This window comes from Streptococcus dentasini (genome assembly GCF_053206945.1).
In genome coordinates this window covers 212,569-235,698 of the sequence record NZ_JBRUHS010000001.1, presented here as the reverse complement: position 1 = coordinate 235,698, position 23,130 = coordinate 212,569, and the positions used below count along the sequence as shown (strand labels likewise).

Below are 23,130 nucleotides of genomic sequence, written 5' to 3'. Positions count from 1 at the left end.
GCTATAAAAACTCCAACCAGTAGGTGACTTATGATAACTATCGGTACAGTCCAGTTGTTTAGATTATCGGCGAAGGCTGGTAAGGAAAGAGACAGAAATGAAAAACGGTGCTTGCTTCTTATGTCTTTCACAAAAAGAGCTCATCATCCACAGTGAGGGAGGGGCAGTTTGGCCTTCCCTTTTTACGTATTCAAAACGCCACAATTGATCGAAGATCAGTTACCTCCCCCAGCGCCTGATTCCCCTAGTAGAGCGGTTTCATTTGAGTTAAATTATTGTATAATAGATTTGTTCGGCAACCAAAACTGGTACGCTAGACTCATGAAAACCGCATACGAAAAGCCTTTAAACGTTACTCATAGTGACTGTGAGTAATTTTAAATATAAAATCAATACAAATATCAAGACGATGACTGGCGTTGTGATTTTATTTAGTATCGTCTTAACCTCCCTAGTCTATATTGTCGGAGCGCCTAGAAATATTGCGCAGGACACAAAAAAAGTAGTCCCTTACTCTTATATGTACGCTAATTGGGAAAATCAAGCAGATGGCGCTAAAAAGGCAGATACCCTTTCTAAAACATTATCCGAGACTGATGACTTTAAACAGCTGACTATTGACTATGCTCAGCTAAAAAGTGACCTTAGAACGACTAGACATATTATCTTATCCAATAGCATGTACAATGCAGTCGCCGACTTTTTGCATAGAAATAAGCTCAACCTTACAGATGACAGCTATTTTCTGGTTGGAGTGGATGGTAAAGCAGAGCCAGTTTTACCAGATAATGTTAGAGAAAAATTATCAAGCTATCACATCACAAAGAAGAGTGGACTAGATAAGAGAGTGATTGCCTTGTCAGGCTATTTTACAAGTGTTACCGTTATCTCCGATAAAAAATACGAAGAGCTGTCCCAGAAATTAAACAAAGACACCATCTATGCCTTTGACCAAGTCCACTATCAAGAGGGTAAAGCAGGAAAAATAGCAGAACTGGAGAAAGCGATCGGATTTGAACAAGGGAAAGAGACCTTGATATCCTATTATAAATACTATGACAATGAAAGTTTGACTAGAAAGTTAGTCTCTTATGTCGGCAGTATTTTATGTGTTTCTTTCCTAATCGGAATGGCTAGCATTATCTACTCAAGACTCTATTCTGCTCTAGAGGAAGAAAGTAAGAAGTACAGCATCATGATGAAGATTGGCCTAAGCCAATCACGTTTAAAAGCTGTTACAGCAAGTACGCTTAGATGGCTATTTCTAGCGCCATTTGCAATTGCTCTCGGGGTATCTGGGCTCTTTGTGATCATTATCAATCAGGTTACCCTAACGTCTTATACTGAACTAGCATTTATTTGCTATGGTGTGTGTATCATCATAGAAATGATCCTATATCTCATCGTCAAGGACAAATACCAAAAGCAACTATTTAATAGTATTTATAATAAATAATGGCTAGTCTATAAAAGTTGTTTAGGAAAGACTGATGTGTTATATAAGCAAAAGGTTCGCAAAAGCGAATCTTTTTAAGTTACTTTTTGAGAGTGTTGAACTTAGTGAGTTTATTCGCTTAAATAGGCATTTTTTGATATACTTAAGCTATTAGTTTTAGAAAGATTTGAGCTAGGGATCCCTAGCAAAGAGGTATTAGTTTTGTCTCAATCTTATATCAATGTTATCGGAGCGGGTTTGGCAGGTTCCGAGGCTGCTTATCAAATTGCCAAGCGTGGTATCCCCGTTAAACTTTACGAAATGCGTGGCATTAAGCCAACACCCCAGCATAAGACAAGTAATTTTGCAGAGTTGGTTTGTTCCAATTCCTTTCGTGGAGATAGCTTGACCAATGCAGTCGGCCTTTTGAAAGAGGAAATGCGCCGCTTGGATTCCATTATTATGCGTAATGGTGAAGATCACCGCGTTCCAGCGGGTGGTGCTATGGCAGTAGACCGTGAGGGCTATGCCCAAGCGGTGACTGATGAAATCAGCAAGCATCCCCTCATTGAGGTTATCCGTGGCGAAATCACTGAACTTCCAGAGGATGCCATCACAGTCGTGGCAACTGGCCCTTTGACATCAGATGCGCTGGCTGAAAAGATTCATGCCCTTAATGGCGGGGAAGGATTTTATTTCTACGATGCGGCGGCTCCAATCGTCGACATCAGCACTGTTGACATGAACAAGGTCTATCTGAAATCACGTTATGATAAGGGAGAAGCTGCTTATCTAAATTGTCCGATGACTAAAGAAGAGTTCATGTCTTTTCATGACGCTCTCATCAATGCCGAAGAAGCTCCGCTCAATTCCTTTGAGAAGGAGAAGTACTTTGAAGGCTGCATGCCGATTGAGGTTATGGCTAAACGCGGGATCAAGACCATGCTCTACGGTCCTATGAAGCCAGTCGGTTTGGAATATCCAGACGACTATCAAGGACCGCGTGACGGCGAGTATAAGACGCCTTACGCGGTCGTCCAGTTGCGTCAGGACAATGCAGCAGGCAGTCTCTATAATATGGTCGGTTTTCAAACTCACCTCAAATGGGGAGAGCAAAAGCGTGTTTTTCAAATGATTCCAGGGCTCGAGCATGCCGAGTTCGTTCGCTACGGCGTCATGCACCGCAATTCTTACATGGATTCGCCTAATCTATTGACACAGACTTTCCAGTCTCGTAAAAATCCTAATCTCTTCTTTGCCGGTCAGATGACTGGGGTTGAAGGCTATGTTGAATCAGCAGCTTCTGGACTTGTCGCGGGCATCAATGCGACTCGGCTGTTTAAAGGAGAAGATCCCTTGATTTTCCCAGAAACAACTGCTATTGGTAGCCTGCCGCACTACGTCACTCATACCGACAGTAAGCATTTCCAACCCATGAACGTTAACTTTGGGATTATTAAGGAGCTGGAAGGACCGCGAATTCGTGATAAGAAGGAGCGCTACGAAAAAATTGCGGAGCGCGCCTTGGCGGATCTCGAAAAAATTACATTATAGAAAAGTAAAAGACAAGCTTTAGTTCCCTCTTAGGGTAGGCTTGTTTTTTAATGCTTCTACGAAGTTCATCAAATCAGGGTAGGCGTTGCTTCTGTCTAGAAATCAAAACAGCAATAGCAAGAAAAAAGAGTTTGTCTATTTTATAGAATATTGACTTTACGCCAAACTCATTTTTATAAAGTTTTTAATGCATTTATACCTTATTAGGAAGAGCTGTTGAGCCAGCAAGTTTTTTGAGTTATAATAAGCCTATGAAATTAACAAAACGACACTTTGGTTATCTTTTTTTAGTTATCGCTCTTATTTACGCTACCGTGACATATTGGTCAGTAGGGCAGGATATTTTATTGACTTGTTATCGGGCCAGCCTCCCATTTTTAACAGGGGCAGGATTGGCTTATATCATTAACATAGTCCTGAGTGGCTATGAAAAGCTTATGTACTTGGCTTTTGGCCGCGATATTCCAGGCAAACGCGCTATCAGTCTCGTTCTGTCCTATATGACTTTTGCGGTTGCTATTTTCCTGATTTTCTACATTGTCTTGCCAGATTTATTGACTAGTTTAAGGTCCCTCTCCAATATTGATATCAAGGGGATTGGAAAATATTTAGATGATGTGCAAAAAAGTCCTTCTATTAGAAGATTCTTAGCTTATTTTGACATTGACCTAAACAAAACTACCAACAATCTCTTAGCCAATTACAATAAGCAGATTTCAGAAACCCTGATCGGAATCCTAACGGGTCTTTTGACTTCTGTGACAAGCTTTGCCTCCGGTCTCATATCTGTTTTTGTTAGTTTTGTCTTTTCTATTTATGTCTTAGCTGGTAAGGAAAAATTAGGCCGTCAGGGTAATATGCTGGTCCATGCTTATTTGCCTAAAATTGAGAAACAGTTTCACTATGTACGTCAAATTGCTCACGAAAGTTTTCATGGTTTCTTTAGAGGACAGACGATTGAGGCCATTATTCTAGGGAGCCTTTGCTCTTTGGGGATGATTGTTTTCAAGATCCCTTATGCTGCGACAATTGGAGTACTGGTAGGTTTTACAGCTTTAATTCCAGTTGTCGGAGCCTATATAGGCTTATCAATCGGTGCGGTTTTAATTATGACCCAGTCTGTCCCACAAGCGCTCTTCTTTATTATCTATCTAGTTGTCCTTCAGCAATTTGAAGGCAATCTAATCTATCCGCGCGTCGTTGGTGGCTCCATTGGTCTTCCTCCTATGTGGGTTCTTCTAGCCATTACTGTTGGGGCATCTCTCTGGGGAATTCTGGGGATGCTGTTAGCTGTTCCGACTGCAGCAACGGTCTATAAGCTCATTAGAAATAACGTTCACGCTAAAACGGCAGCTGAAACAGCCCTTGATAGCGGTGAAAACACTTTATAACCCCTAGCTTAATAGGCTTAATCATGCTATAATGATAGCAGATTTTTAAGAAAGTTGGACGATTGATTATGTCACAAAGTTCAAAAAATATTTTTCAACGTGTTATTGTCATCTTGACCTTACTAGCTTCTATTGTATTATTTGCTTTTATTGTCATGAATGTTTGGCACATTCAACAGGTTGCGACAAGGATTGGCTTTCACTTTACAGCTAGTAAAGGCAAGCTCGTCCAGCTGGACGATTCCGTTCAGCAGTTCGTCTGGTGGGTATCTGCCTGGATTGTCCTGCAGTTACTCTTTTTCCTCGGTCTTTTGATTCATTTCTTTAAGGCTACAAAAAATGAAGACGTATCTGGCTCTAGACGCGTTGATGATGCTCCGTCCCGAGAACGCGAAACTTCTCGCCATCGCAGACAGGCCTACGAAGATGAAGATGAAAATGAAGAAGTGGATTACGCTTTTTCTGAAAGCGAAAATACTCGTGAAGAAATCAGTTCCCAAGCAAGAGAGACAGTAATTGATAGCGAAGCAGAGGAATCAGAAAGTCTATTAGTAGAAGAAGAGGAAGCAGCAGATTATCGGCAAGGTCGCCGCTCTGAGCGTTACTCAGCTGACACTGAAGAATTGGAAATTCCAAGGCCAGTAGGGCGCCGCTCACGCCGCGACCGTCGCTAAAAATAGTCAAGTTACAAAAGGAAGCAGCAAGCTAGTCAGTTGCCTTCCTTTTATTATGGTTCAAAGCTTGATTTTCCACTCTCAACGTGCTAAGATAATAAAGCATTAATCAAATAACTGATGTTTGGGAAAAGCCATCATTAAAAAAAACCTGCTTTACGACACAAGCAAATTCAGGCTTTTACCCTTGGGTAGAGGCTTTTTCTTATGCGCACCAGTTGAGAAATGAGGAATTCATATATGAAGCGCCAATCTGCCTTGGTTGTCTTTAGCGGCGGCCAAGATTCAACAACCTGTCTGTTCTGGGCCATGAAACACTACCAGCATGTTGAAGCCGTGACCTTCGCCTACGGTCAACGCCATGAAGAAGAAGTAGAGGTTGCAAAGGATATTGCTAAGGAGCAAGGAATCGACCATCATATTCTTGATATGTCCCTGCTTGGGCAAATTACAACTAACGCTCTCACAACAGATATGACCATCGAATCAAAAGAAGGCGAAGTTCCCAATACTTTTGTGGATGGACGCAATCACCTCTTCCTTTCCTTTGCGGCTGTTCTAGCTAAGCAAAAAGGAATCACAGATATTGTGACAGGTGTTTGTGAAACAGACTTTTCTGGTTATCCGGACTGCCGTGATGTCTTTGTCAAATCGCTCAATGTCACTCTTAATCTAGCTATGGATGATGACTTTGTCATTCAAACCCCACTCATGTGGCTAGATAAGGCAGAAACTTGGGCATTAGCTGATGACTTAGGTGCTTTTGACTATATTCGAGAAAGAACGCTGACTTGCTACAATGGCATTATCGGTGCAGGCTGTGGAAAATGCCCTGCCTGCAAGCTCCGTCAGCGTGGGCTAGATACCTATTTAGCACAAACACAAAAGGAGGTGCAGTAATGTTTTCAGCACCCAAGGAAATTAAAGAAGAAACGGGTGAGTCATTAGTTTACGCGCCCAAGCGTATTTTAGTTTCAAAATCCTTTACCTTTGATGCAGCTCATCATCTTTTTCAATACGATGGTAAGTGTAAGGCTCTGCATGGGCATACCTACCATTTAGAAATAGCTGTCAGCGGATTGCTAGACGAACGAGGAATGGTCTATGATTTCAGTGAGCTAAAGGCTATTTATAAAGAGCATTTAGAGCCTAGACTTGACCATCGCTATCTCAATGAAAGCCTCCCTTATATGAATACAACAGCTGAGAACATGGTTTACTGGATTTACCAAACCGTCAAAGCTGCCTTACCTAAAGAACGCAGCTTACGCATGGAGCATGTACGCTTGTATGAAACTCCAAGTTCCTATGCGGAGTTTCGCCGAGAATGGGAGGAAGAGTAATGCCTAAGGAACGTGTATTAAAACTGCCTGTTCTAGAGATCTTTGGCCCAACCTTCCAAGGTGAGGGACGTGCGATCGGGCAAAAAACCATGTTTGTCCGCACCGGTGGCTGTGATTATCACTGCGACTGGTGCGATTCGGCATTTACCTGGGATGGTTCAGAGAAGCCTACCCGTATGACCAGCGACCAAGTGATCGAGGCACTGGATGCGCTGGGAAGCTACGATTATGTCACCCTATCTGGCGGCAATCCTTGTCTTTTAGCTGCCAATATGGCTGAATTGGTTTCTAAACTCAAGGCACGCGGGGTCACTCTAGCTGTTGAGACGCAAGGTTCACGTTGGCAGGACTGGCTCTTAGACATCGATGATGTGACGATAAGCCCCAAACCACCTTCCAGTAAGATGGTAGTCAATATGGAAACCTTGGATTTTATCGTATCTAAGCTGCCAAGAGAGCGTGTCACCTTTAAAATCCCCATCTTTAACGATGACGATCTATCCTTTGCCAAAATGATTCAGGAGCGCTACCAGCCAGATGTCCTCTATCTTTCAGCAGGAAATCCAGAGCCAAAAGCGCAAGGGAACATTGTTCAGAATCAGCTGCAGCGCCTGCATGAGCTCTGGGATCGCGTTGCAAATGATGATAGCTGGGGTAATGTCCGTGTTTTACCGCAGCTCCATACCCTTGTCTACGATAATAAACGCGGTGTCTAAATTATTATTATAAGAGAAAGAAGCACTTATTATGACAACATCTCAAGAAGAAATGAAAGATTTAACCTTGCTGGGTAATCAGCGGGTTCCTTATGTTTTCGACTATGATCCAAGCATTCTGGAATCCTTCCAAAATCGTCATCAAGAAAATGACTACTTTATCAAGTTTAACTGTCCGGAGTTCACTTCACTTTGTCCCATTACTGGGCAGCCTGATTTTGCAACTATTTATCTGTCTTACATCCCAGATGAACTCTGCGTAGAGTCTAAATCGCTGAAACTCTACCTATTTTCTTACCGTAATCATGGTGATTTTCATGAAAATTGCATCAATACTATTGGTAAGGATTTGATTGAACTGCTTAACCCCCGTTACCTTGAAGTCTGGGGAAAATTCACCCCGCGCGGTGGTATCTCAATCGACCCCTACTTTAACTATGGACGACCAAAAACCAAGTATGAAGAGATGGCTAATTACCGCCTCATGAACCATGACCTGTATCCAGAAACGATTGATAATCGGTAATCAGATACATAGAAATAGCCAGCTAGGGAATCTCTACTCTAGCTGGTTATTATTTTTTAATAAGCTCCGCTTTAAGTCATTTGAATGATGCTGACGAAAATCAGCCTGATTTCCTGTGTTTCTAAAATCATAGAGCACCGGAAACAGTAATATTCGTATCATTTAGCAGAGTTTCATTCAGTTGATCTGTGCGTTTGGCCGTGATGACACCTGCCAAGATACTGTCATTGACATTGACCAGGGTACGACCCATATCAACAATTGGATCAATGGCAATCAAAATACCCAAAGTTGCTACAGGTAAGTTTAAAGTTCCAAGAACAATCAAAGTTGTAAACAAAGCTCCGCCGCCGACACCTGCAACACCAAAAGAAGCGATCACGTCGATTAAGATGAGAGTAAGGATAAACTGCCATGAAAAGACATTGATTCCAATGGTTGGTGCAATAATCGTCGCAACCATCGAAGGGTAAACACCAGCACAGCCATTTTGACCGATTGTTAGGCCAAAACTAGCAGCGAAGTTTGCGATGGTTGAGTCAACTCCGAGGGACTCTGTTTGGATTTTTACATTCAGGGGCAGGGTACCTGCACTGGTTCGCGAACTAAAGGCAAATATTAAAGCAGGCCAAACCTTTTTATAATAAACAACAGGGTTGATCCCACTGGCTATTAATAAAAGTGTATGAACCAAGAGTACGACGACTAAAGCTAGATAGACTGCAATAATAAAGATACCCAGCCGTCCAATCGTTTTTATAGAATTAACCGCACTTGCGTTTGTAATGAGTGCAAAGATACCATATGGTGTCAGTGAAAGGACCAGCTTAACGATACGATTAATAATCAATTGCAAACTTTTGATAAGTTTAGCAAAAACCTCAGCACTCTCTGGCTCCGATTTTTTGACAGCTAAATAGGCGGCACCTACAAAAATAGCAAAGACAACAACAGCTATAGTGCTTGTTGCGCGTGTTTCTGAAAAATCAGCAAAGATATTGCCTGGTAAAAAGTTGACAATTTGCTGGGGCAGAGTCAGGCCTGCCAGCTCATCTTGATGTTCTTGAATGTTGGTCAAAGCTGCTTTATCTGCAATCCCTGAAAAATTAGCCCCCTGTAATTTAAACAAGATGGTCGAAAGGTAGCCAATCAAAGAGGCGGCAGAAGTTGTCCCTAGTAAAACAGCTAAGGTCGTTCCTGCAATTTTTTTAATATTTTGCGCGATTTTTAATTGAGTAAAAGCGCTAACGAGGGAGATGAAAACTAAAGGAATAATCAGCATTTTTAAGAGACTGACATAGCCATTGCCTACGATACCCAACCAATCGAGAGCTGTTAAAAGAGCTGGATGATCAGCACCTAAGCTGAGCTGCAGTAGTAGTCCAAAAATTGTTCCCGCAATCAGTGCAGTGAAGACAAGTGTTGTGAATCCTGTTTTTCTGCGGTGCAAATAAGCCAAGATAGCTAGAACGATACCACCAAGTCCCACAATCAGACTTGCTAAAACATTTTCTGTCATAAGAACCTCCTTTATAATGATAGGCAGAGTCATTGCTGGACTGTCTATGATACAAGCGATACAGGAAAAGAGATGACTCTCAGCAATGACATAGAAGCTTCAATTGATGAGTAAATTATAGTTCGCCCTTCCTATAAATTCAACAGATTTGGCTATTCTAATTTTCAATCTCTGCGATAAAGAATTTCTATCACTAGACTCTTTCGTAGTCTATTTTTTAACCAGAGGGTGGATATAAAAACCTCACCCGTCTCATGGAATAGTGGGTGAGGTGCATAGCGCATTTGTATTTTTAAGCTAAATTATTGGTTTACATAATTTATGATACGTAAATTATAGATTATCTAGAGCATCTTTTTGTTCGTCATTAACGATATGGGTGTAGAGGTCGGTAACCTGGGTAGAAGCGTGACCGAGTTGGTGACTGACGAGTACTTGGGATTTGGTAGCATCATAGAGACGGGTTGCTAGTGTGTGACGGAGCTTGTGGGGAGTGACACGAACTTTGAAATTCTCCGAGTACTTAGCCACCATTTTTTCGACACTAGAAGCATCGATACGATTGGGAACCCCACGATATTCTGACAAGAAAAGAGCCACATCTTGTTTTTCAGCCTTATAGCGAGCTTTGCGGATCTTCAAATAATCTTCTAAGTAAGGTTTGGCAAAACCAGCAACATTGACCGAGTCCCGCTTACCGCCCTTGCGAGTGACTTCAATAACCATCATATTGAGGTTGATATCTTTTAGATCAAGGTTAACAGCCTCTGACAAACGCACACCAGAAGCCAGCAGCAGGGCGATAATAGCCAGATCGCGTTCCTTATTTTTTCGGAAAGATGATTTGGCCCGATTGGAGAGATTGTTTTCATAGTCTTTGTCCACATAATCCAGAAATTCCATGGTTTCATCACCTAAGAAGAGTTTCTGTTTGATATTTTCTGCCCTGGCAGCAAGTGTTTCTTTTTTCTTTTTAGTAGAGACCTTTTTCATGACATTGCGGTAGAAATAAGGCTCGCCTTGATCATTTTCCACCTCCTCAGTTAGATACTTGTAGAGACTGGATAGGGCTGATAGGGTACGGTTGATGGTGGTCTGAGAAACTCCGTTTTTAGTCGAATAGGTGTTGAGCGACGGACGTTCGCGCAGGTAAAGGATAAAAGATTCCATGTTTTTTTTGGTTAGTTTCTCTAGGATGTCTAACGGAATGTCAGCAAGCCTATCAGCCTGAACAATGTCAGCATCAATCAGCCATTCAAAAAAACGGCGATATTCTTTGAGATACTCATATAAGGTCGTCAGACTGTAAGGCACTGATAGTTTAGACTGGTAATAGTCTAAAACATACCAAGGCATAAGAGCTTTTAATTCCTCGATTTTTTCTAATAAACGTTGACGTTTCATTTTTTGTTTCCTTCGTTTTTTTATCTAGTATCTAGATAGTAGTATATCACGCCTCTATATATTTTTCAAGAAAATTACAGTTTTTCGGAAAGAAGTTATAACAAATACTTGAAACGATTAATACCTAAACTTTTCGAGGCATAACTAAACCCAGCCACATAAAAGACATTCATGCAGCTGGTTTTTATTAGTTAGTCTTATATCCCTAATTTTTTCGCTTCGTGTTCAATATTTAGTAGGAAATCTTCTGTTTCCTCCTTTATGATTTCAGAAATGAGCTGGCCGTCTTTCATGAACAGGCAGCGTTTTCCATAGGAGGCTACATGGCTGTCATGGGTGATGAGGATGATGGTCCTTCCTTCTTGGTTTAGTTGTTGGAAAATGCCCATAACCTCTTGGCTCATTTGGGAATTGAGGGCTCCTGTTGGTTCGTCCGCAAATATGATGCTAGGCTGATTAATAAGCGCCCGACAGATACTGGCACGCTGGAGCTGACCGCCCGATACCTGACGAATATCCGCATTTGCCAAATCTGCTATTGCCATCTTTTCAAGTAAGTCATAGGCACGTTGATAAATCTCTTTTTTGGCTTGCTTTTTTAGCTGGAGAGCTGGCAAAACGATATTGTCAATAATCGACAAGTTACTGAGAAATTGACTTTTCTGAAAAACAAATCCCATATTTTCTAGACGCAATTGACTTAATTGGTTGTCAGATAACTGGCTGAGTGACTGGTTATTAAGGGAGACATCTCCGTACTCAATTCTGTCTAAACCGCTGACTTGGTAAAGAAAGGTTGTTTTTCCACAGCCTGATGGTCCCATGATGGTCACAAAATCATCTTTATGAACGGTTACATTGATATCAGTTAAAACTTGGTTCTTTCCGAAAAATTTAGATAAATGCTGAATGCTTAACATGGTATGACCTTTTTCCTTTCTGATGACCGAGTTATCCGTTTCTATAGGCTAAGAATGACTGCTGTTTAACAGGAATGAGTGCCATATAAGTGAGGATGGCAATAATAAGGAACAAAACGCAAAAATAAACGGCGAGTTCGGTCCAGCTCATGGCGACAAATGATAATTGCTGAATACCAGAATTTAGCAGACCAAACAGACTACTAATAAAGGGTTCTCCTAGATACTGTACCAATAAGATTCCGCTGAAAGCACCAAGCAAGGAGCTGATGGCTAGCGGATAAAGTTCCTGTAAATAGACAGAGCTAAAGGATAAGCCCAACGTGCGCTTAAATACGAATTCTTTGAGGTTGCGTTTGACATGTAAACTTAAGAATAAGAAGAGAAGGCTGCTAAAAATCAGCAAACTCACTCCTAAAGTGGTATTTGAAGCCTTTTGCAGCTCTTGGATCATTCCGCCTAGGGTTTGCTGAACAATTCCTTTGGCATCGTTAATGCGGTAGCCTTTCTTACCAAGCTTCGATGTCAATAGTTGCAGTATTTTTTCCTTCTGATGGTGGTTAGTCAGCCGGAGATAGAAAATGTATTTTTGCGAATGTGCCTGACTGAAATCACTGGACAATTTCGCTGTTTTTCCGCCATTCGTAATATCCTGATAGAGTCCGACGATTTTTGGAGAAATGGATTGCCCATTCACTGTAAGAGTGAGCTTGTCTCCTAGACCCTTCCCTAATTCCTCGGCTGCCAAAAGAGACAGGGTAATTTCCTGATCATCTCTAGCTGCGTGTCCTTGGGTATAATGCAATTCTTTTCCTGCATACTGCCCCATATCTACTGGGAGACTGACTGTGTCTCCTTGTGATGAGGTGGCTTGCAGTTGTGTTCTCCTGATTTCAGAGAGAGATACAGAGTGGCTCTGCAAGAGCTTTTGTAGGGTCTGCCTCGCAGTTTTTGCTCTTGCGTCGACTCCTTCTGTTACTTCTAGAGAAATATCGTATTTGGCGCTCCCCATATAGGTAATGAATTCTGGTGCATTCATAGTATGAATAAGACGAGAAGGAAGGAGGATAGTTAGACTTATGAAAAGACAGAGCCAAAACGGAAAAGCATAACCGTTTTTGAGTTTTCTTCTTGTTATTAAGAGGTTGGCAGATAGATGACGGACAGGAGGAAATTTTCTTTTTTTTCTACGCGAGACAAAGCCATTTTCCTGAACAAGGAGATCCACAACACTTGCTTTTTTAATACGATTCAAAATTATCCAGGAATAGAAAGTGATGATGCAGAAAAGCAAGATTGCAATCACAAAGCCTAATATGCCATCGACTAATGAGAGACCTGTCTGGCCAAAGGTTTCCCTGATTCTTTGCGTCGTTACAGGTAGAAAAACAAGAGTCAGAGAATAGCCTATTAAACTGCCTAAGCCAGTCGTCAAGACTATCTTTTGTAGATAGAGCTGTTTGATAGTCCTGCTGGGCAAACCAATAGCCTTTAAAAGTCCGATCTCGCCGCTTTCAGCCTCAATCTCTGCCAGTAAGATAAAGCGAAGGCAAATCAATGTAATAACAAGCAGCAAACCTCCCGCTAGAAAGTAGATAGCTGCAGTGGCCAAATCTGTTAAAGCACTGAGAAAAAAGAGTATGCGATAAGTCAAGGATGGCCCGTTTTGTGGTAAATTTGCTTTCTTATAGGCCGATTGATAGCTGTCTGCTTGACCTGTATCGTTAAAGTAAGTTTCGATGATGGCTTCTTTTTGAGAAAGATTTTTTGTTAACTCTGCAAAGTCAGCATCGCTCACTAAAAATCGTGTAGAGGAAGCCAAGGTTGAATTCATCTGGGCGTCGTGAGCAACCTCTGTAATAGTAAAGGTTTTGCTAAATGCGCCTTCCTGAATACGAAGCCGATCACCGATTTTCACGGAAAATTGATCCCGCAAAATTTTTGGAACGGCTACTTCTCCTGATTTTAACGCTATTTTTTCATGCTGTGCATTTAAGAGCAGGTCGTAGGCTTTATTCTGTTTGACAAAGCTAATATCCAGCTGCGAATCCGCTAAGGAATCACGCTTTTTGTTTTGGTGATAAACGGTTAGCTGCTTTCCTTCGACATTTAATAGCTGCACAGTCTGCCAAGCTTTGACACCTGAGTATGATTGATTAAATTGATCAATCTCTTCTTGGTTTAACTGACCGCGATGCATTTGGATAAAATGAGGCGGCTGGGCTACTTGGTACATATCGGAAATGCTGGATACCGTCTGTTTTATGAGAAAGAAAACGCTACAAACGATAAAGAGAGACAGGCTAGTCAGACCAACTAACAACAGATTTTTGATAGGATGCCGCTTGAGATCGCTTTTTAGGAATTTGTAGAACATGTGACACCTCCTTACTCTACCTTCATTTGTGTGATTGAGCGGTTGCTGCCGATCAATAGTGAACTAAGGATCAGACCAATTCCTGAAATAATCAACATAAGCCCGATTCCCCTGCCTGCTCCGCTTCCAATCAATTGTCCAATAATAGTTCCTGCTAAGGCACCTTGTTTGGCCATCAGGGGTTCAAATAGATGGTCTGCCAGAAAACCTGCGCATAGATAGGCAATAATGGTACCGAATTGGGTGATAAAACTAATCATTCCCCAGATTCTGCCCTGTAATTCATTAGGAATAGTTACTCTGACCAGCACATCGGCACAAGTATTGACAAAGGCCAAAGTCATAAAAAAGAGGAAAATTGTGATACCGACCCACCATATATTCATGACAAAGCCGGACAATCCAATAAAGAGACCTGCTAGCAATCCAGCCTGAGCTAAAATTGCTGCATGCTGCCGATGAATGCCTTTGATCCCAATCCAGAGACTGCCGACTAAAAGTCCTATTGTGCAAAGAGCTTCCATGATTCCAACAGTTTGCGTATCAGCCATATTCAATACCAGAGGTTCAACTAAAATTTGAACTAGTCCGATAAAGAAACAAACCAAGGTCATCATAGCAATTAAGGATTGCAAACCCTTATAGCTCCGGCTAAGTTTCCAAGTTTCTCCAAATGAAATTCTCTCTTTGTCTTTTTGTTTTGAAATTTTTATTCCTTTTTTAACACAGAAAATCAAGAGGACAGCTACTAGAAAGGAGAGGATATCCAGCCAAAGAATAAAGCGAATATCAAAGTAGGCTAGAAAGAATCCAGCTAAGGCAGGAGAAATTAAATAACGTGAACTAGCTGCCAGTTGAACCATGCCGCTTGCCTTGGCATACTCATCTTTGGTCAATAAATCGCTCACTGTTGCACGATAGGCTGGCTCAACCAAAGACGAAAAGACAGCACTAATGGTTACACCGATATAGATGGGACTTAAATTGGTTGAGCCGATATTCAAGTTCAGTACGATATAAAGCAAGCCTAGGACTGAGAAGCTGTCACCAATCATCATCAAGGCTCTCCGATCATAGCGATCGGCTAAAAAACCGCCAAATGGAGCTAACAGAACAGTTGGCAAAAATGCCAGTAGGGTTATAAGAGAAACTGCGGTTACACTATTTGTAACCTTCAAAGCGTAAATAGTCATAGCAAAGGCAGACATCCCTCCGCCAATACTGGAAATCAATTCCCCGAACCATAGGGTGAAAAATTTTTTCAATTTTGCTCTCCTTTGAATCATATCTTTATACGTCGACCAACGGTCGGTTGTGGTCAAAAATAAAATTGCAACAAGGGCAATTTTATCTTAGTGAATGGTTCAATTCGCAATACCAAGTTGCTTGAAGAGGAAGAATTGAAAAGCCTCAAGCAATTGCTGCTGCTCCTTCTTATCCAGCTGAAAAATTCCGTCATCAAAAAGGGTTGCTACAGCAGCAAGTACGATTTGCACCAGTTGTTTAGGATAGGGACAGTCAAATTGGCCAGCTTGCACCCCTTCTTCAATAATACCTGTTAGCAGAGGCGTCACTTCGTGCAGGATAGCTTGTAAGGATTTCTGATGGAGGAGAGCATTTTTGGGTTTGTGCATATCTTCCAGCAGCTTTCCGCCATAGATATCTGTAATATTCATACTTTGGAAAGCCTCTACCAGCTTGTCCATTGGATCCTTGTTTGGCATATTGATAACAGCTGCTACTCTTGATTTCAGAACGGCAGTCGCTTCATCTACAACAGCTTCCAGTACTTCCTCCTTAGATTTAAAATAGTAATAAAATGTCCCCTTGGCAATCCCAACGACCTTCAAAATATCGTTGACACTTGCCTTTTCAAATCCTTTTTCTTGAAAGAGCTGGGTAGCAGCTGCAAGAATCTCACCCCGGCGCTCATCGTACCCTTTGACAATTCTCATTCTTCCTCCTTCGTCACCGACCGACCGATGGTCGATTCCTCAAATACAGCATAACATAACCCTTGTATTTCTGTCAAATCTAAATATATCCTGCTATAAATAGGAATCTTTTCGCGCTCGTCTATGGTAAAATGATGATAGCTCATAAGATTTCCTTTCGTCAGATGTTTGTTCAACCTTATTTTATTAGAAAATCTTATGGTTTTTTATTGTGCACACTTATATTGTAAATTCAAGACCAAATAATACTATAAACCTTTTAGTCATGACTTTTTCAGCAGGTAATCATCGATCGCTTGAGCGCAGCCGCCGCTGTCATTGTCATTAACAATAATATCAGCTAGGCTTTTAATTGAGGGATTGGCATTTCCCATAGCAATTCCTAATCCTGCTTCACGAATCATGCCCTCGTCATTATCATCATCACCGACAGCAATAGTCTGTGACAGAGGTATCTCAAGCAGCTGAGTCAAACGAACTAAAGCGTCCCCTTTTCCCACACCTGCTGCCATCAGCTCAAGGCCACTTTTTTCTGCCTTAATCATGGCAATAGAGTCTTGGGAAAGCAAATTATCATAAGACTGATCTCGATGCTCTGCCGTTAAATGATAAATATTGATCTTGCTAAAATTTGCTCGCTCTCGGGCCATCAGACTGTAAATATCGTCTACCAAGATTGCTGTTTTTTGATAAAGCTCTGTATAGATTGACATGTGGTAGCTAGCAATGTTTTCTAGGTGAGACCGTTGAAGATAGCCTTGACCATCAATCACTCCTACAACCATCAAATTTTTGGGTTTCGCCATTTCTCGGATATTATCTACTGCTTGAGCAGGCAAATTCTGCTTGGCAAGAACTTTCTGCAGCTCAAAATCATAGATAAGTGAGTCATTAGCCAGAATGCCATAGCGGATACCTTTCAAGTTCTTTTGATAGAGATTCAGTTCTGACAAGGATCTACCTGTTGAAAGGACAACTTTGCAGTCGGATGCACATGCCCGTTCTATAGCCGCAGTACTGCTCGCTGCGATCTTTTTTTGACTGGTTAAAAGTGTTCCATCCATATCAAAGGCGATTAATTGATACATAAGTTTTCTCCTTGACTGATTTTTGATTTCATTATAGCATAATCACACCATCAAAAATAAGTCGAGATGCAAAGTTAAAATGATCAACCCTTCGGCAAATTTCATCATGGTTAATCAGACAGGTAAACATTTTGGCAATGAGTATGGCAGCCGTGATGAATTATCTCAAGTTCCCTAACAAGACTGAGCCATTCTTTGGGGTAATTCAAGACGCACTTCCTTATCTCAACCACACCTTCAAAACGACTTTGAGCACTTTTATTCGCTATAAAAACTATATCACTAATGCCATTCATGGAACGGCCTTATTCTAACGCAAAACTAGAAACAACCAATAAATTCATAAAAGATATCAAACGGAATACTTTTGGCTAGAAGAACTTTGATAATTTAAAAAACGTGTTTACCTCGCTTTGAACAGTAAAACGGTCTGGGAAGAGACCGTTTTAGCTTGTCTCCTAAAAATTTAAAAGAGCCAAAAAGAGAGGACGAATTTCGTCTCCTCTCGTGTTTAGCTATATGCCGCCCACTACAGTTGACAAAGAGCCAAAAAATCCCTGCCTATGCAGAGATTTTTCAGGAATTGTTCTGGTAATATTTTTATTTTATCAGTCAACGCTTTTGAGGGCTTCCAGCATATCAACCTTCTTTAGTCTGTGATTGACCAGCCAGCCTAATGCACTTAGAATCACGATAATGGCTACCACTGGAATGAGATAAACCGACCAGGTTAACGAGTAACTAAAGTTGAAATCATCTCCGCCCATCCGACTGATCAAAAGCCTGTGGAGTCCAAAACCACTGGCAAGGCCTACCAAAATACCAATTAGCGATAGGGTGATGGTTTCGCGGTAGATATACATGGTGACTTCTTTGCTGTGAAATCCAAGCACCTTGATAGTTGAGAGTTCACGAATACGTTCGGCAACATTGATAGTGGTGAGATTATAAAGAATCACGAGGGCCAGTAAAATTGAGACGATAATCAAAATCAGCATGACGCTGTTGAGAGAGTCCACTATCTTTTTCAGAGAATTGACCATGGCAATATTCTGTGAGGCAGCTTCTACTCCTTTTAAGTCCAGCAAATCCGTCGAAAGGTTTTTAATCTTGCTGTCTGAATGATCTTTGGTCTGTAGGAGATAGGCGTTGGTTGAGAGATCAGTTTTAAAGGCCTTTTGGTAATAATTCTGGGTCATGAAGATAAAATGACCAGTATAGATCTGAGCAATGCCAGATACTTTCAAGGAGACCTTATGGCCATCCTTATCAATATAGTCAAAGTGATCGCCGACCTTTACTTGATAGAGTTGGGCGAGTTTTTCAGATAGAATAACCCCATCGTCTGAGAGTTTGAGTCTTTGTCCTTTGGATGAAGATAGATTAATCATACCAGAAAAATCTTTACCTGATGTTACCAAGCTTGTCACCGTCCGCTCTTCCGTAACATTTTTTATGCTCTGCTCGCTCTTTTCATAGTAGATGTCCAAGTTTTTACCGAAGTCTTTGGAAGCAATGGCTTTTTTGACAGCTGCTTTCTCCTGCGATGAGGCTTGTTTGTTGCGAACGGCAATCATGTCATAGGAGAAAATCTGTCCAAACTGCTTGTCGGCAACTCCGGAAATGGACGACTGGATGCCCAATCCAGCAAATAATAAAGCAACTGAGCCAGCCACCCCAAAGATGGTCATCAGCATGCGCTGTTTATAACGAAAGATATTGCGTGCGGTTACCTTGTGGGTGAAGCTGAGACGATTCCAAAGAAAAGTTAACCGCTCTAAGAAAATTTTAGAACCTGCTGCTGGCGGTTTGGGCAGCAAGAGCTGGGCTGGTTTATCGCGCAGTTCACGATAGGCCACCCAGAAAGCTGGTAGAATACTGGAGAGAATGGCTAGGCCAAATGCTAAGAGAATGTAAGAAGCATGAGGAGACAATTTCATCTTATTTAGGGTCAGATCGCTCATAGCGATATTACCGATATTGACAGGGAGATAATAGGTACCTGCTATCACTCCTAGGATTGTTCCGACGATACCAGCTGTAGCGCCATAAACCACAAATTTACGGATGATATCTCGATTGGAGTAACCAAGGGCCTTGAAGAGTCCTGAATTTTGTCGTTCCTCATCGACAAAGCGCGTCATAGTCGTAAAGGTGACCATGGCAGCAACTAGGTAGAGAACAATAGGGAAAAGATTAGCTACAATGGCGATACTGGTAGCTGTTGCCGAAAAAGAGGTATAGCCATCGCCACCCGGAAGCGTAGCGCGTGTATAGCTGGTGTAGGCTGGTTCTGTTAACTGGTTCTTTTCTTTTTGGGCGGCAGCAATCTTTGCTTGCGCCTGACTTATTTGCTTGCTGATCTCTGCTGCTTGCTGAGGTGGTAATTGAGCTTGAGCACCTGCTTGTGCTAATTGCTCCTTGACCTTATCTACCTGAACTTGCTTCTTATCAATTTTTTCCTGAGCATCGGTTTTGAGGTCAGCCAAACGCTTGGCACCATTATCCTTTAGCAAGTCATTTAGGTCTTTTTGATGGTCGGCTAGTCTTTTCTTATAGGTGTTTTTAAAAGGATTAAGTCCAGCCAGATCATCATAGCGAATGCGAGCGATACTATAGACATCACTGTCGAAGGCTTCTGGTAAAGTAACAGCATACCCTGATAGACTACCATCACCAGCTGTTGAGCTGCCCAAGCTTGTCTTAGAGAGGATTTCTGTTGAATTGACAAAGCCCGTGATCGTGTAGGTATCATATTTTAATGAAGTTTTATTGCCCCTTTTAAAAGTAATGTGATCGCCAATTTTATAATCCTTACGGTAAGCCTTGGATAGGGCAATTTCTTTAGCTTTTTTAGGAAATTTTCCTGATTCAAGTTCATAGCGAGAGATGTCATTAACAGTATTATCATAGGAGAAAATACGGACAGCATCAGAACGATGTCTGATCGTGACATCATCCAGATAGCCGTACTCTACTTTTGCCTCTTTGATAGCAGACAGTTCCTTTTGGTCGTTCTTGCTCAGTCCATAATCGGCCATAATGCTCAGGTCCATCGTGTGATACTTGGATAAGTAGTCACTGGCCGTTGTTTGCATATCGGGTGTGGTCGACTTGAGACCGACCAAGGCAAAGGAACCCAGCATCAAGAGCAGAACAATCGAAATAAAACGTCCCTTGGATCCTGTAATAGCCTTGCGCATATCTTTCCAATAGATTTTTTTAGACATAGCTCCCTCCTAGTATTCCAGGCTTGCAATATCTTGCGGATGATCATTAGTTTTGATAGATTTTACGCTAGCATCCCGCATATGAATCACACGGTCTGCAATAGGCGCTAAAGCTGAATTATGGGTTACGATGATGACCGTTGCGCCTTGTTGGCGAGACATGTCCTGCAGGATTTGCAGAACCTGTTTACCAGTTTGATAATCAAGGGCACCGGTCGGTTCATCACATAGCAGAATCTTTGGTTTTTTAGCTACGGCGCGTGCAATGGAAACACGCTGCTGCTCCCCGCCAGACAGTTGCGCTGGAAAATTGTTGATCCGTTTCTCAAGTCCGACTTCTTTTAGAATCGTTACAGGATCCATGGCATCTTTGACAATTTCTGAGGCTAATTCGACATTTTCCTTGGCCGTCAGATTGGCTACCAGATTGTAAAATTGAAAAACAAAGCCCACATCATCGCGGCGGTAATTGGTCCGCTGGTGCGAATTGAGCTGAGCAATATCTGTGCCATCAATAATGACCTGCCCTTCATCATTGGTATCCATTCCTCCCAGAATATTGAGCAGGGTTGATTTCCCTGCCCCTGATGATCCCAAAATAATCACTAACTCTCCTTTTTCAATCTCGAAATTGACATCATCATTAGCTGAGATAGTGGTATCCCCCATATGATAACGCTTAGTAGAATGTTTAACTTCGATATAAGCCATCTCTTTCCTCCTTAATTGGACACATTGTTGATTTATAACAGGAAATATTATATAATCAGCCTGTTGATTTAACAAGAACAAAAATAAACAAAGTGTTGATTTAAGGAAAGCATATGGCTCAAAAACGACAGACTGAAACCAAAAACTATCTCAAGAAGGCTCTAATCCGCCTACTATCGGAAAAGGATTTTGAAACGATTACTATCTCGGACTTGACCAAGACAGCGGGAATTAATCGCGGAACTTTCTATCTTCATTACTTGGATAAATATGATATGGTCAATCAGATGAAAGAGGAAATGCTGACTCAGCTTTTTAATATCTTACTGCAGGAAGATTTAGATGAGGACCCTAGGCCTGTGATAAAAGAGGTACTTGACTATCTTGTTAGGGATTTTGATTTTGTCTCTGTGATTGCAAAAACTTCTTATGTTAATTTCTCCCAAATCATCAAAGATTTTGTCTTTCAGCTCATTATCAGCTACCCTAACTGGAAAAAGACTATCGCCCAGCATTACGATATTCCGGAAGACTATGCCTTAGAAGTTTACCTAGCCAGTAGTGAAAGCCTCATTACCTATTGGATCAATCAAGGAGCCGACAAAAGTACAGCTGATATGGCTGATATCATCGTAAAAGTACTATTTGTAGATGAACCTATTTAAAAACAGCTCACATTGAAGTGAACTGCTTTTTTAGAGATACCAATTGAAATAAAGATACGCTAGTCTTTTTATATGGAATTGAAATGCATTAACTAAACTATCACACTAATAAGATACCATAGACTAGCAAAACACTGATGATGCTGAATAGGGATCCAATCAGGTAATATTCTGCAAAAGCTTGGCTTTTAGAGATTTTATCGTAGCGAGCAATAGACTTAGCCGTAAATACCAGACCTACGGCTGCAAATTGCCCTAGAATAATAAAAATCCCCATAATCAGGCGCTCCAACAGCCCAATAAGAGCGCCAGCTCCAGCTACAGTTTGTTCATCCGCTCTTTCAGGAACCTGGTACTTGCTGAAAAAGAGTTTAAACACAATGTTGATCGGCTTAGTAATCAAGGTTAAAAATAGTCCTAAACGAATCAGTTCACTGTTTTGACTGATAAGTAAGGTTGCCGCTGGCTTGAGCCAGAGGTAGATCAAAAAGATAGCCAGATAGTGCAAAATCTGATCACCGACAAAAACAGCTTGCTGCCAAGATGGTTTGCGCATGTTCGGTAGGAAATAAAATTTAGCACTATCAATGATAACATGGCTCAGCCAGACCAGCAAAAAATAGTCTCCTGCTTGTGGATCCAAAATAAAACAGAGCAAGAGAGGTATAGCAACAATAATAAGATGCTGCGCTAAGGCTTGGATGCTGTAAGATTTCTGATCGGCCATCCTCTGACTTTGCCACTGAAAATCTGCTAGGAAATGAGCCAATAAGGTCAAGGTTAGCAAAGGATTCTTTATGAGGTAATCCGAGAAAGTCAAAGATTCAAGCATGGTTCTCCTCCTTGCGACTCTGTTGTTGATGATCGCTTTTGCTTTCTGCAATGATCAAATGTGCTGCGGTTTTGCGATTTCGTAAATAATGTTTTAATCCGCTCGCTTTCAGGCGTTTACTAAAGCCGCTGGGCTTGATCCCTAAAGCATCAGCAATGATTTGATGCTCAAATTGTTCTTGATAAATCTGCTGTTTCAACAAGGCTCTTAAGACCGCTTGCTGGTTTGCTGTCCACTTCGACTTGATAAAATCTCCAGAGGATAGCAGACTATTAACGCTTTCTTGAAGTAACTGATCCTCACAGGACAGAGCGATACGGGCAACCCCATAATCGGTCTTATCGTGAACGTGATTGATGGCTTCACGGGCCCGCCAAAAGGCTGGCCCATCCGAACCGATACTTTGTTTCTCATTAATCGGAGTCAGCATCTCTCCTAATCCTAATCCAAAACGAATCTGAGTAGGAAACAGCTCCATCTGTATGCTATCAATAAGCTGGAAAATATTATCACTAGGTCGTAACAAAGCCTGAAATTCATCACCCGTTGTCACTGTAAAGGGTGAGACGATTACAGAAGCATAGTCCTTATTAATGACCTGCATCAAATTCAGCAGCTCCTCCTGCACCCGGGCGCGGTCTTTGAGTCCTTTAGAATTGATAATATCGCCAATAAGAGCAAGGTAGGTCATGGTCTTCTCCTTTTATTTTTGTCTAGTATAACAGACAAAAATAAAAATGTCCATAAAAACAGACATTTCTATATTTTCCCAATTTCCTTTATCAATCCA

The 23,130-nt window shown here is 41.5% G+C and carries 21 protein-coding genes and 1 pseudogene; 10 read left to right on the top strand and 12 right to left on the bottom strand.

Annotated elements, in window-relative coordinates; all coding sequences use genetic code 11:
- Positions 1-367 precede the first annotated feature (367 nt).
- The 8 genes from ACVR1G_RS01155 to queF all read left to right on the top strand — a co-directional run bounded on the left by ACVR1G_RS01155 (position 368) and on the right by queF (position 7,639).
- Entirely contained in the window at positions 368-1,456 is a 1,089-nt protein-coding gene (locus ACVR1G_RS01155; RefSeq protein WP_447451389.1) for a hypothetical protein, read from the top strand.
- Positions 1,457-1,657: 201 nt separating this feature from the next.
- Complete coding sequence (trmFO, locus tag ACVR1G_RS01150) at positions 1,658-2,989, top strand: methylenetetrahydrofolate--tRNA-(uracil(54)-C(5))-methyltransferase (FADH(2)-oxidizing) TrmFO (protein ID WP_447451388.1); 1,332 nt, start codon at positions 1,658-1,660, stop codon at positions 2,987-2,989.
- 251 nt (positions 2,990-3,240) lie between these two features.
- The gene (locus ACVR1G_RS01145; RefSeq protein ID WP_447451387.1) at positions 3,241-4,380 is read left to right on the top strand and encodes an AI-2E family transporter; all 1,140 of its coding nucleotides are present in this window, start codon (positions 3,241-3,243) and stop codon (positions 4,378-4,380) included.
- A gap of 68 nt (positions 4,381-4,448) precedes the next feature.
- Positions 4,449-5,054 carry a hypothetical protein gene (locus ACVR1G_RS01140; RefSeq protein WP_447451386.1) on the top strand — a complete coding sequence of 202 codons (606 nt, stop codon included), beginning with the start codon at positions 4,449-4,451 and terminating at the stop codon, positions 5,052-5,054.
- Between the two features lie 240 nt (positions 5,055-5,294).
- A complete protein-coding gene (gene queC, locus ACVR1G_RS01135) occupies positions 5,295-5,954 on the top strand; it encodes a 7-cyano-7-deazaguanine synthase QueC (protein ID WP_447451452.1) in 660 nt (219 codons plus the stop codon).
- The gene (gene queD, locus ACVR1G_RS01130; RefSeq protein WP_447451385.1) at positions 5,954-6,397 is read left to right on the top strand and encodes a 6-carboxytetrahydropterin synthase QueD; all 444 of its coding nucleotides are present in this window, start codon (positions 5,954-5,956) and stop codon (positions 6,395-6,397) included. Before queC ends, queD begins: the two co-directional genes overlap by 1 nt.
- Positions 6,397-7,113, top strand: coding sequence for a 7-carboxy-7-deazaguanine synthase QueE (gene queE, locus ACVR1G_RS01125; protein ID WP_447451384.1), 717 nt, complete (start codon positions 6,397-6,399; stop codon positions 7,111-7,113). Before queD ends, queE begins: the two co-directional genes overlap by 1 nt.
- Before the next feature lie 31 nt (positions 7,114-7,144).
- Positions 7,145-7,639 carry a preQ(1) synthase gene (queF, locus tag ACVR1G_RS01120; RefSeq protein ID WP_447451383.1) on the top strand — a complete coding sequence of 165 codons (495 nt, stop codon included), beginning with the start codon at positions 7,145-7,147 and terminating at the stop codon, positions 7,637-7,639.
- A 127-nt stretch (positions 7,640-7,766) separates the two neighbouring features.
- Here queF and ACVR1G_RS01115 read toward each other — a convergent pair whose 3' ends face one another.
- From ACVR1G_RS01115 to ACVR1G_RS01080, 8 genes are all read right to left on the bottom strand, one after another.
- Positions 7,767-9,158, bottom strand: a complete 1,392-nt coding sequence (locus tag ACVR1G_RS01115; RefSeq protein ID WP_447451382.1) for a cation:dicarboxylate symporter family transporter — start codon at positions 9,156-9,158, stop codon at positions 7,767-7,769.
- Positions 9,159-9,491: 333 nt separating this feature from the next.
- Positions 9,492-10,562 (bottom strand): tyrosine recombinase XerS, encoded by a 1,071-nt coding sequence (gene xerS, locus ACVR1G_RS01110; protein ID WP_447451381.1) that lies wholly within the window; start codon positions 10,560-10,562, stop codon positions 9,492-9,494.
- A 197-nt stretch (positions 10,563-10,759) separates the two neighbouring features.
- Positions 10,760-11,482: an ABC transporter ATP-binding protein gene (locus tag ACVR1G_RS01105; RefSeq protein WP_447451380.1), complete on the bottom strand. Its 723-nt coding sequence runs from the start codon at positions 11,480-11,482 to the stop codon at positions 10,760-10,762.
- Positions 11,483-11,513: 31 nt separating this feature from the next.
- A complete protein-coding gene (locus tag ACVR1G_RS01100; RefSeq protein WP_447451379.1) occupies positions 11,514-13,859 on the bottom strand; it encodes an ABC transporter permease in 2,346 nt (781 codons plus the stop codon).
- 11 nt (positions 13,860-13,870) lie between these two features.
- On the bottom strand, positions 13,871-15,124 hold the full coding sequence (locus ACVR1G_RS01095; protein WP_447451378.1) for an MFS transporter: 1,254 nt from the start codon (positions 15,122-15,124) through the stop codon (positions 13,871-13,873).
- 99 nt (positions 15,125-15,223) lie between these two features.
- Positions 15,224-15,814, bottom strand: a complete 591-nt coding sequence (locus ACVR1G_RS01090) for a TetR/AcrR family transcriptional regulator (protein WP_447451377.1) — start codon at positions 15,812-15,814, stop codon at positions 15,224-15,226.
- On the bottom strand, positions 15,811-15,960 hold the full coding sequence (locus ACVR1G_RS01085) for a hypothetical protein (RefSeq protein ID WP_447451376.1): 150 nt from the start codon (positions 15,958-15,960) through the stop codon (positions 15,811-15,813). Before ACVR1G_RS01085 ends, ACVR1G_RS01090 begins: the two co-directional genes overlap by 4 nt.
- 117 nt (positions 15,961-16,077) lie before the next feature.
- Complete coding sequence (locus ACVR1G_RS01080) at positions 16,078-16,902, bottom strand: HAD family hydrolase (protein WP_447451375.1); 825 nt, start codon at positions 16,900-16,902, stop codon at positions 16,078-16,080.
- A 182-nt stretch (positions 16,903-17,084) separates the two neighbouring features.
- Here ACVR1G_RS01080 and ACVR1G_RS01075 point away from each other — a divergent pair.
- Positions 17,085-17,372 (top strand): annotated as a pseudogene (locus ACVR1G_RS01075) (transposase); the annotation flags it as partial.
- Positions 17,373-17,510: 138 nt separating this feature from the next.
- Here ACVR1G_RS01075 and ACVR1G_RS01070 read toward each other — a convergent pair.
- Together ACVR1G_RS01070 and ACVR1G_RS01065 are read right to left on the bottom strand one after the other, a co-directional pair.
- Positions 17,511-20,132 carry an ABC transporter permease gene (locus tag ACVR1G_RS01070; RefSeq protein ID WP_447451374.1) on the bottom strand — a complete coding sequence of 874 codons (2,622 nt, stop codon included), beginning with the start codon at positions 20,130-20,132 and terminating at the stop codon, positions 17,511-17,513.
- A gap of 9 nt (positions 20,133-20,141) precedes the next feature.
- Positions 20,142-20,843, bottom strand: coding sequence for an ABC transporter ATP-binding protein (locus tag ACVR1G_RS01065; protein ID WP_004227891.1), 702 nt, complete (start codon positions 20,841-20,843; stop codon positions 20,142-20,144).
- Positions 20,844-20,956: 113 nt separating this feature from the next.
- Here ACVR1G_RS01065 and ACVR1G_RS01060 point away from each other — a divergent pair, with 113 nt between their 5' ends.
- The gene (locus ACVR1G_RS01060) at positions 20,957-21,508 is read left to right on the top strand and encodes a TetR/AcrR family transcriptional regulator (RefSeq protein WP_165211072.1); all 552 of its coding nucleotides are present in this window, start codon (positions 20,957-20,959) and stop codon (positions 21,506-21,508) included.
- A gap of 100 nt (positions 21,509-21,608) precedes the next feature.
- Here ACVR1G_RS01060 and ACVR1G_RS01055 read toward each other — a convergent pair whose 3' ends face one another.
- Both ACVR1G_RS01055 and ACVR1G_RS01050 read right to left on the bottom strand, forming a co-directional pair.
- The gene (locus ACVR1G_RS01055; protein WP_447451373.1) at positions 21,609-22,340 is read right to left on the bottom strand and encodes a DUF3307 domain-containing protein; all 732 of its coding nucleotides are present in this window, start codon (positions 22,338-22,340) and stop codon (positions 21,609-21,611) included.
- The gene (locus ACVR1G_RS01050) at positions 22,333-23,031 is read right to left on the bottom strand and encodes a SatD family protein (protein WP_447451372.1); all 699 of its coding nucleotides are present in this window, start codon (positions 23,029-23,031) and stop codon (positions 22,333-22,335) included. The genes ACVR1G_RS01055 and ACVR1G_RS01050 overlap by 8 nt, the downstream gene beginning before the upstream one ends.
- Positions 23,032-23,130: the final 99 nt, after the last annotated feature.

What these genes read in the sequence shown, in the direction of transcription:
- ACVR1G_RS01145 (WP_447451387.1), top strand. Translation starts at nt 3,241, where the DNA reads ATGAAATTAACAAAACGACACTTTGGTTATCTTTTTTTAGTTATCGCT.
- ACVR1G_RS01140 (WP_447451386.1), top strand. Translation starts at nt 4,449, where the DNA reads ATGTCACAAAGTTCAAAAAATATTTTTCAACGTGTTATTGTCATCTTG.
- queC (WP_447451452.1), top strand. Translation starts at nt 5,295, where the DNA reads ATGAAGCGCCAATCTGCCTTGGTTGTCTTTAGCGGCGGCCAAGATTCA.
- queD (WP_447451385.1), top strand. Translation starts at nt 5,954, where the DNA reads ATGTTTTCAGCACCCAAGGAAATTAAAGAAGAAACGGGTGAGTCATTA.
- queE (WP_447451384.1), top strand. Translation starts at nt 6,397, where the DNA reads ATGCCTAAGGAACGTGTATTAAAACTGCCTGTTCTAGAGATCTTTGGC.
- queF (WP_447451383.1), top strand. Translation starts at nt 7,145, where the DNA reads ATGACAACATCTCAAGAAGAAATGAAAGATTTAACCTTGCTGGGTAAT.
- ACVR1G_RS01115 (WP_447451382.1), bottom strand. Translation starts at nt 9,158, where the DNA reads ATGACAGAAAATGTTTTAGCAAGTCTGATTGTGGGACTTGGTGGTATC.
- xerS (WP_447451381.1), bottom strand. Translation starts at nt 10,562, where the DNA reads ATGAAACGTCAACGTTTATTAGAAAAAATCGAGGAATTAAAAGCTCTT.
- ACVR1G_RS01105 (WP_447451380.1), bottom strand. Translation starts at nt 11,482, where the DNA reads ATGTTAAGCATTCAGCATTTATCTAAATTTTTCGGAAAGAACCAAGTT.
- ACVR1G_RS01100 (WP_447451379.1), bottom strand. Translation starts at nt 13,859, where the DNA reads ATGTTCTACAAATTCCTAAAAAGCGATCTCAAGCGGCATCCTATCAAA.
- ACVR1G_RS01090 (WP_447451377.1), bottom strand. Translation starts at nt 15,814, where the DNA reads ATGAGAATTGTCAAAGGGTACGATGAGCGCCGGGGTGAGATTCTTGCA.
- ACVR1G_RS01085 (WP_447451376.1), bottom strand. Translation starts at nt 15,960, where the DNA reads ATGAGCTATCATCATTTTACCATAGACGAGCGCGAAAAGATTCCTATT.
- ACVR1G_RS01080 (WP_447451375.1), bottom strand. Translation starts at nt 16,902, where the DNA reads ATGTATCAATTAATCGCCTTTGATATGGATGGAACACTTTTAACCAGT.
- ACVR1G_RS01070 (WP_447451374.1), bottom strand. Translation starts at nt 20,132, where the DNA reads ATGTCTAAAAAAATCTATTGGAAAGATATGCGCAAGGCTATTACAGGA.
- ACVR1G_RS01065 (WP_004227891.1), bottom strand. Translation starts at nt 20,843, where the DNA reads ATGGCTTATATCGAAGTTAAACATTCTACTAAGCGTTATCATATGGGG.
- ACVR1G_RS01060 (WP_165211072.1), top strand. Translation starts at nt 20,957, where the DNA reads ATGGCTCAAAAACGACAGACTGAAACCAAAAACTATCTCAAGAAGGCT.
- ACVR1G_RS01055 (WP_447451373.1), bottom strand. Translation starts at nt 22,340, where the DNA reads ATGCTTGAATCTTTGACTTTCTCGGATTACCTCATAAAGAATCCTTTG.
- ACVR1G_RS01050 (WP_447451372.1), bottom strand. Translation starts at nt 23,031, where the DNA reads ATGACCTACCTTGCTCTTATTGGCGATATTATCAATTCTAAAGGACTC.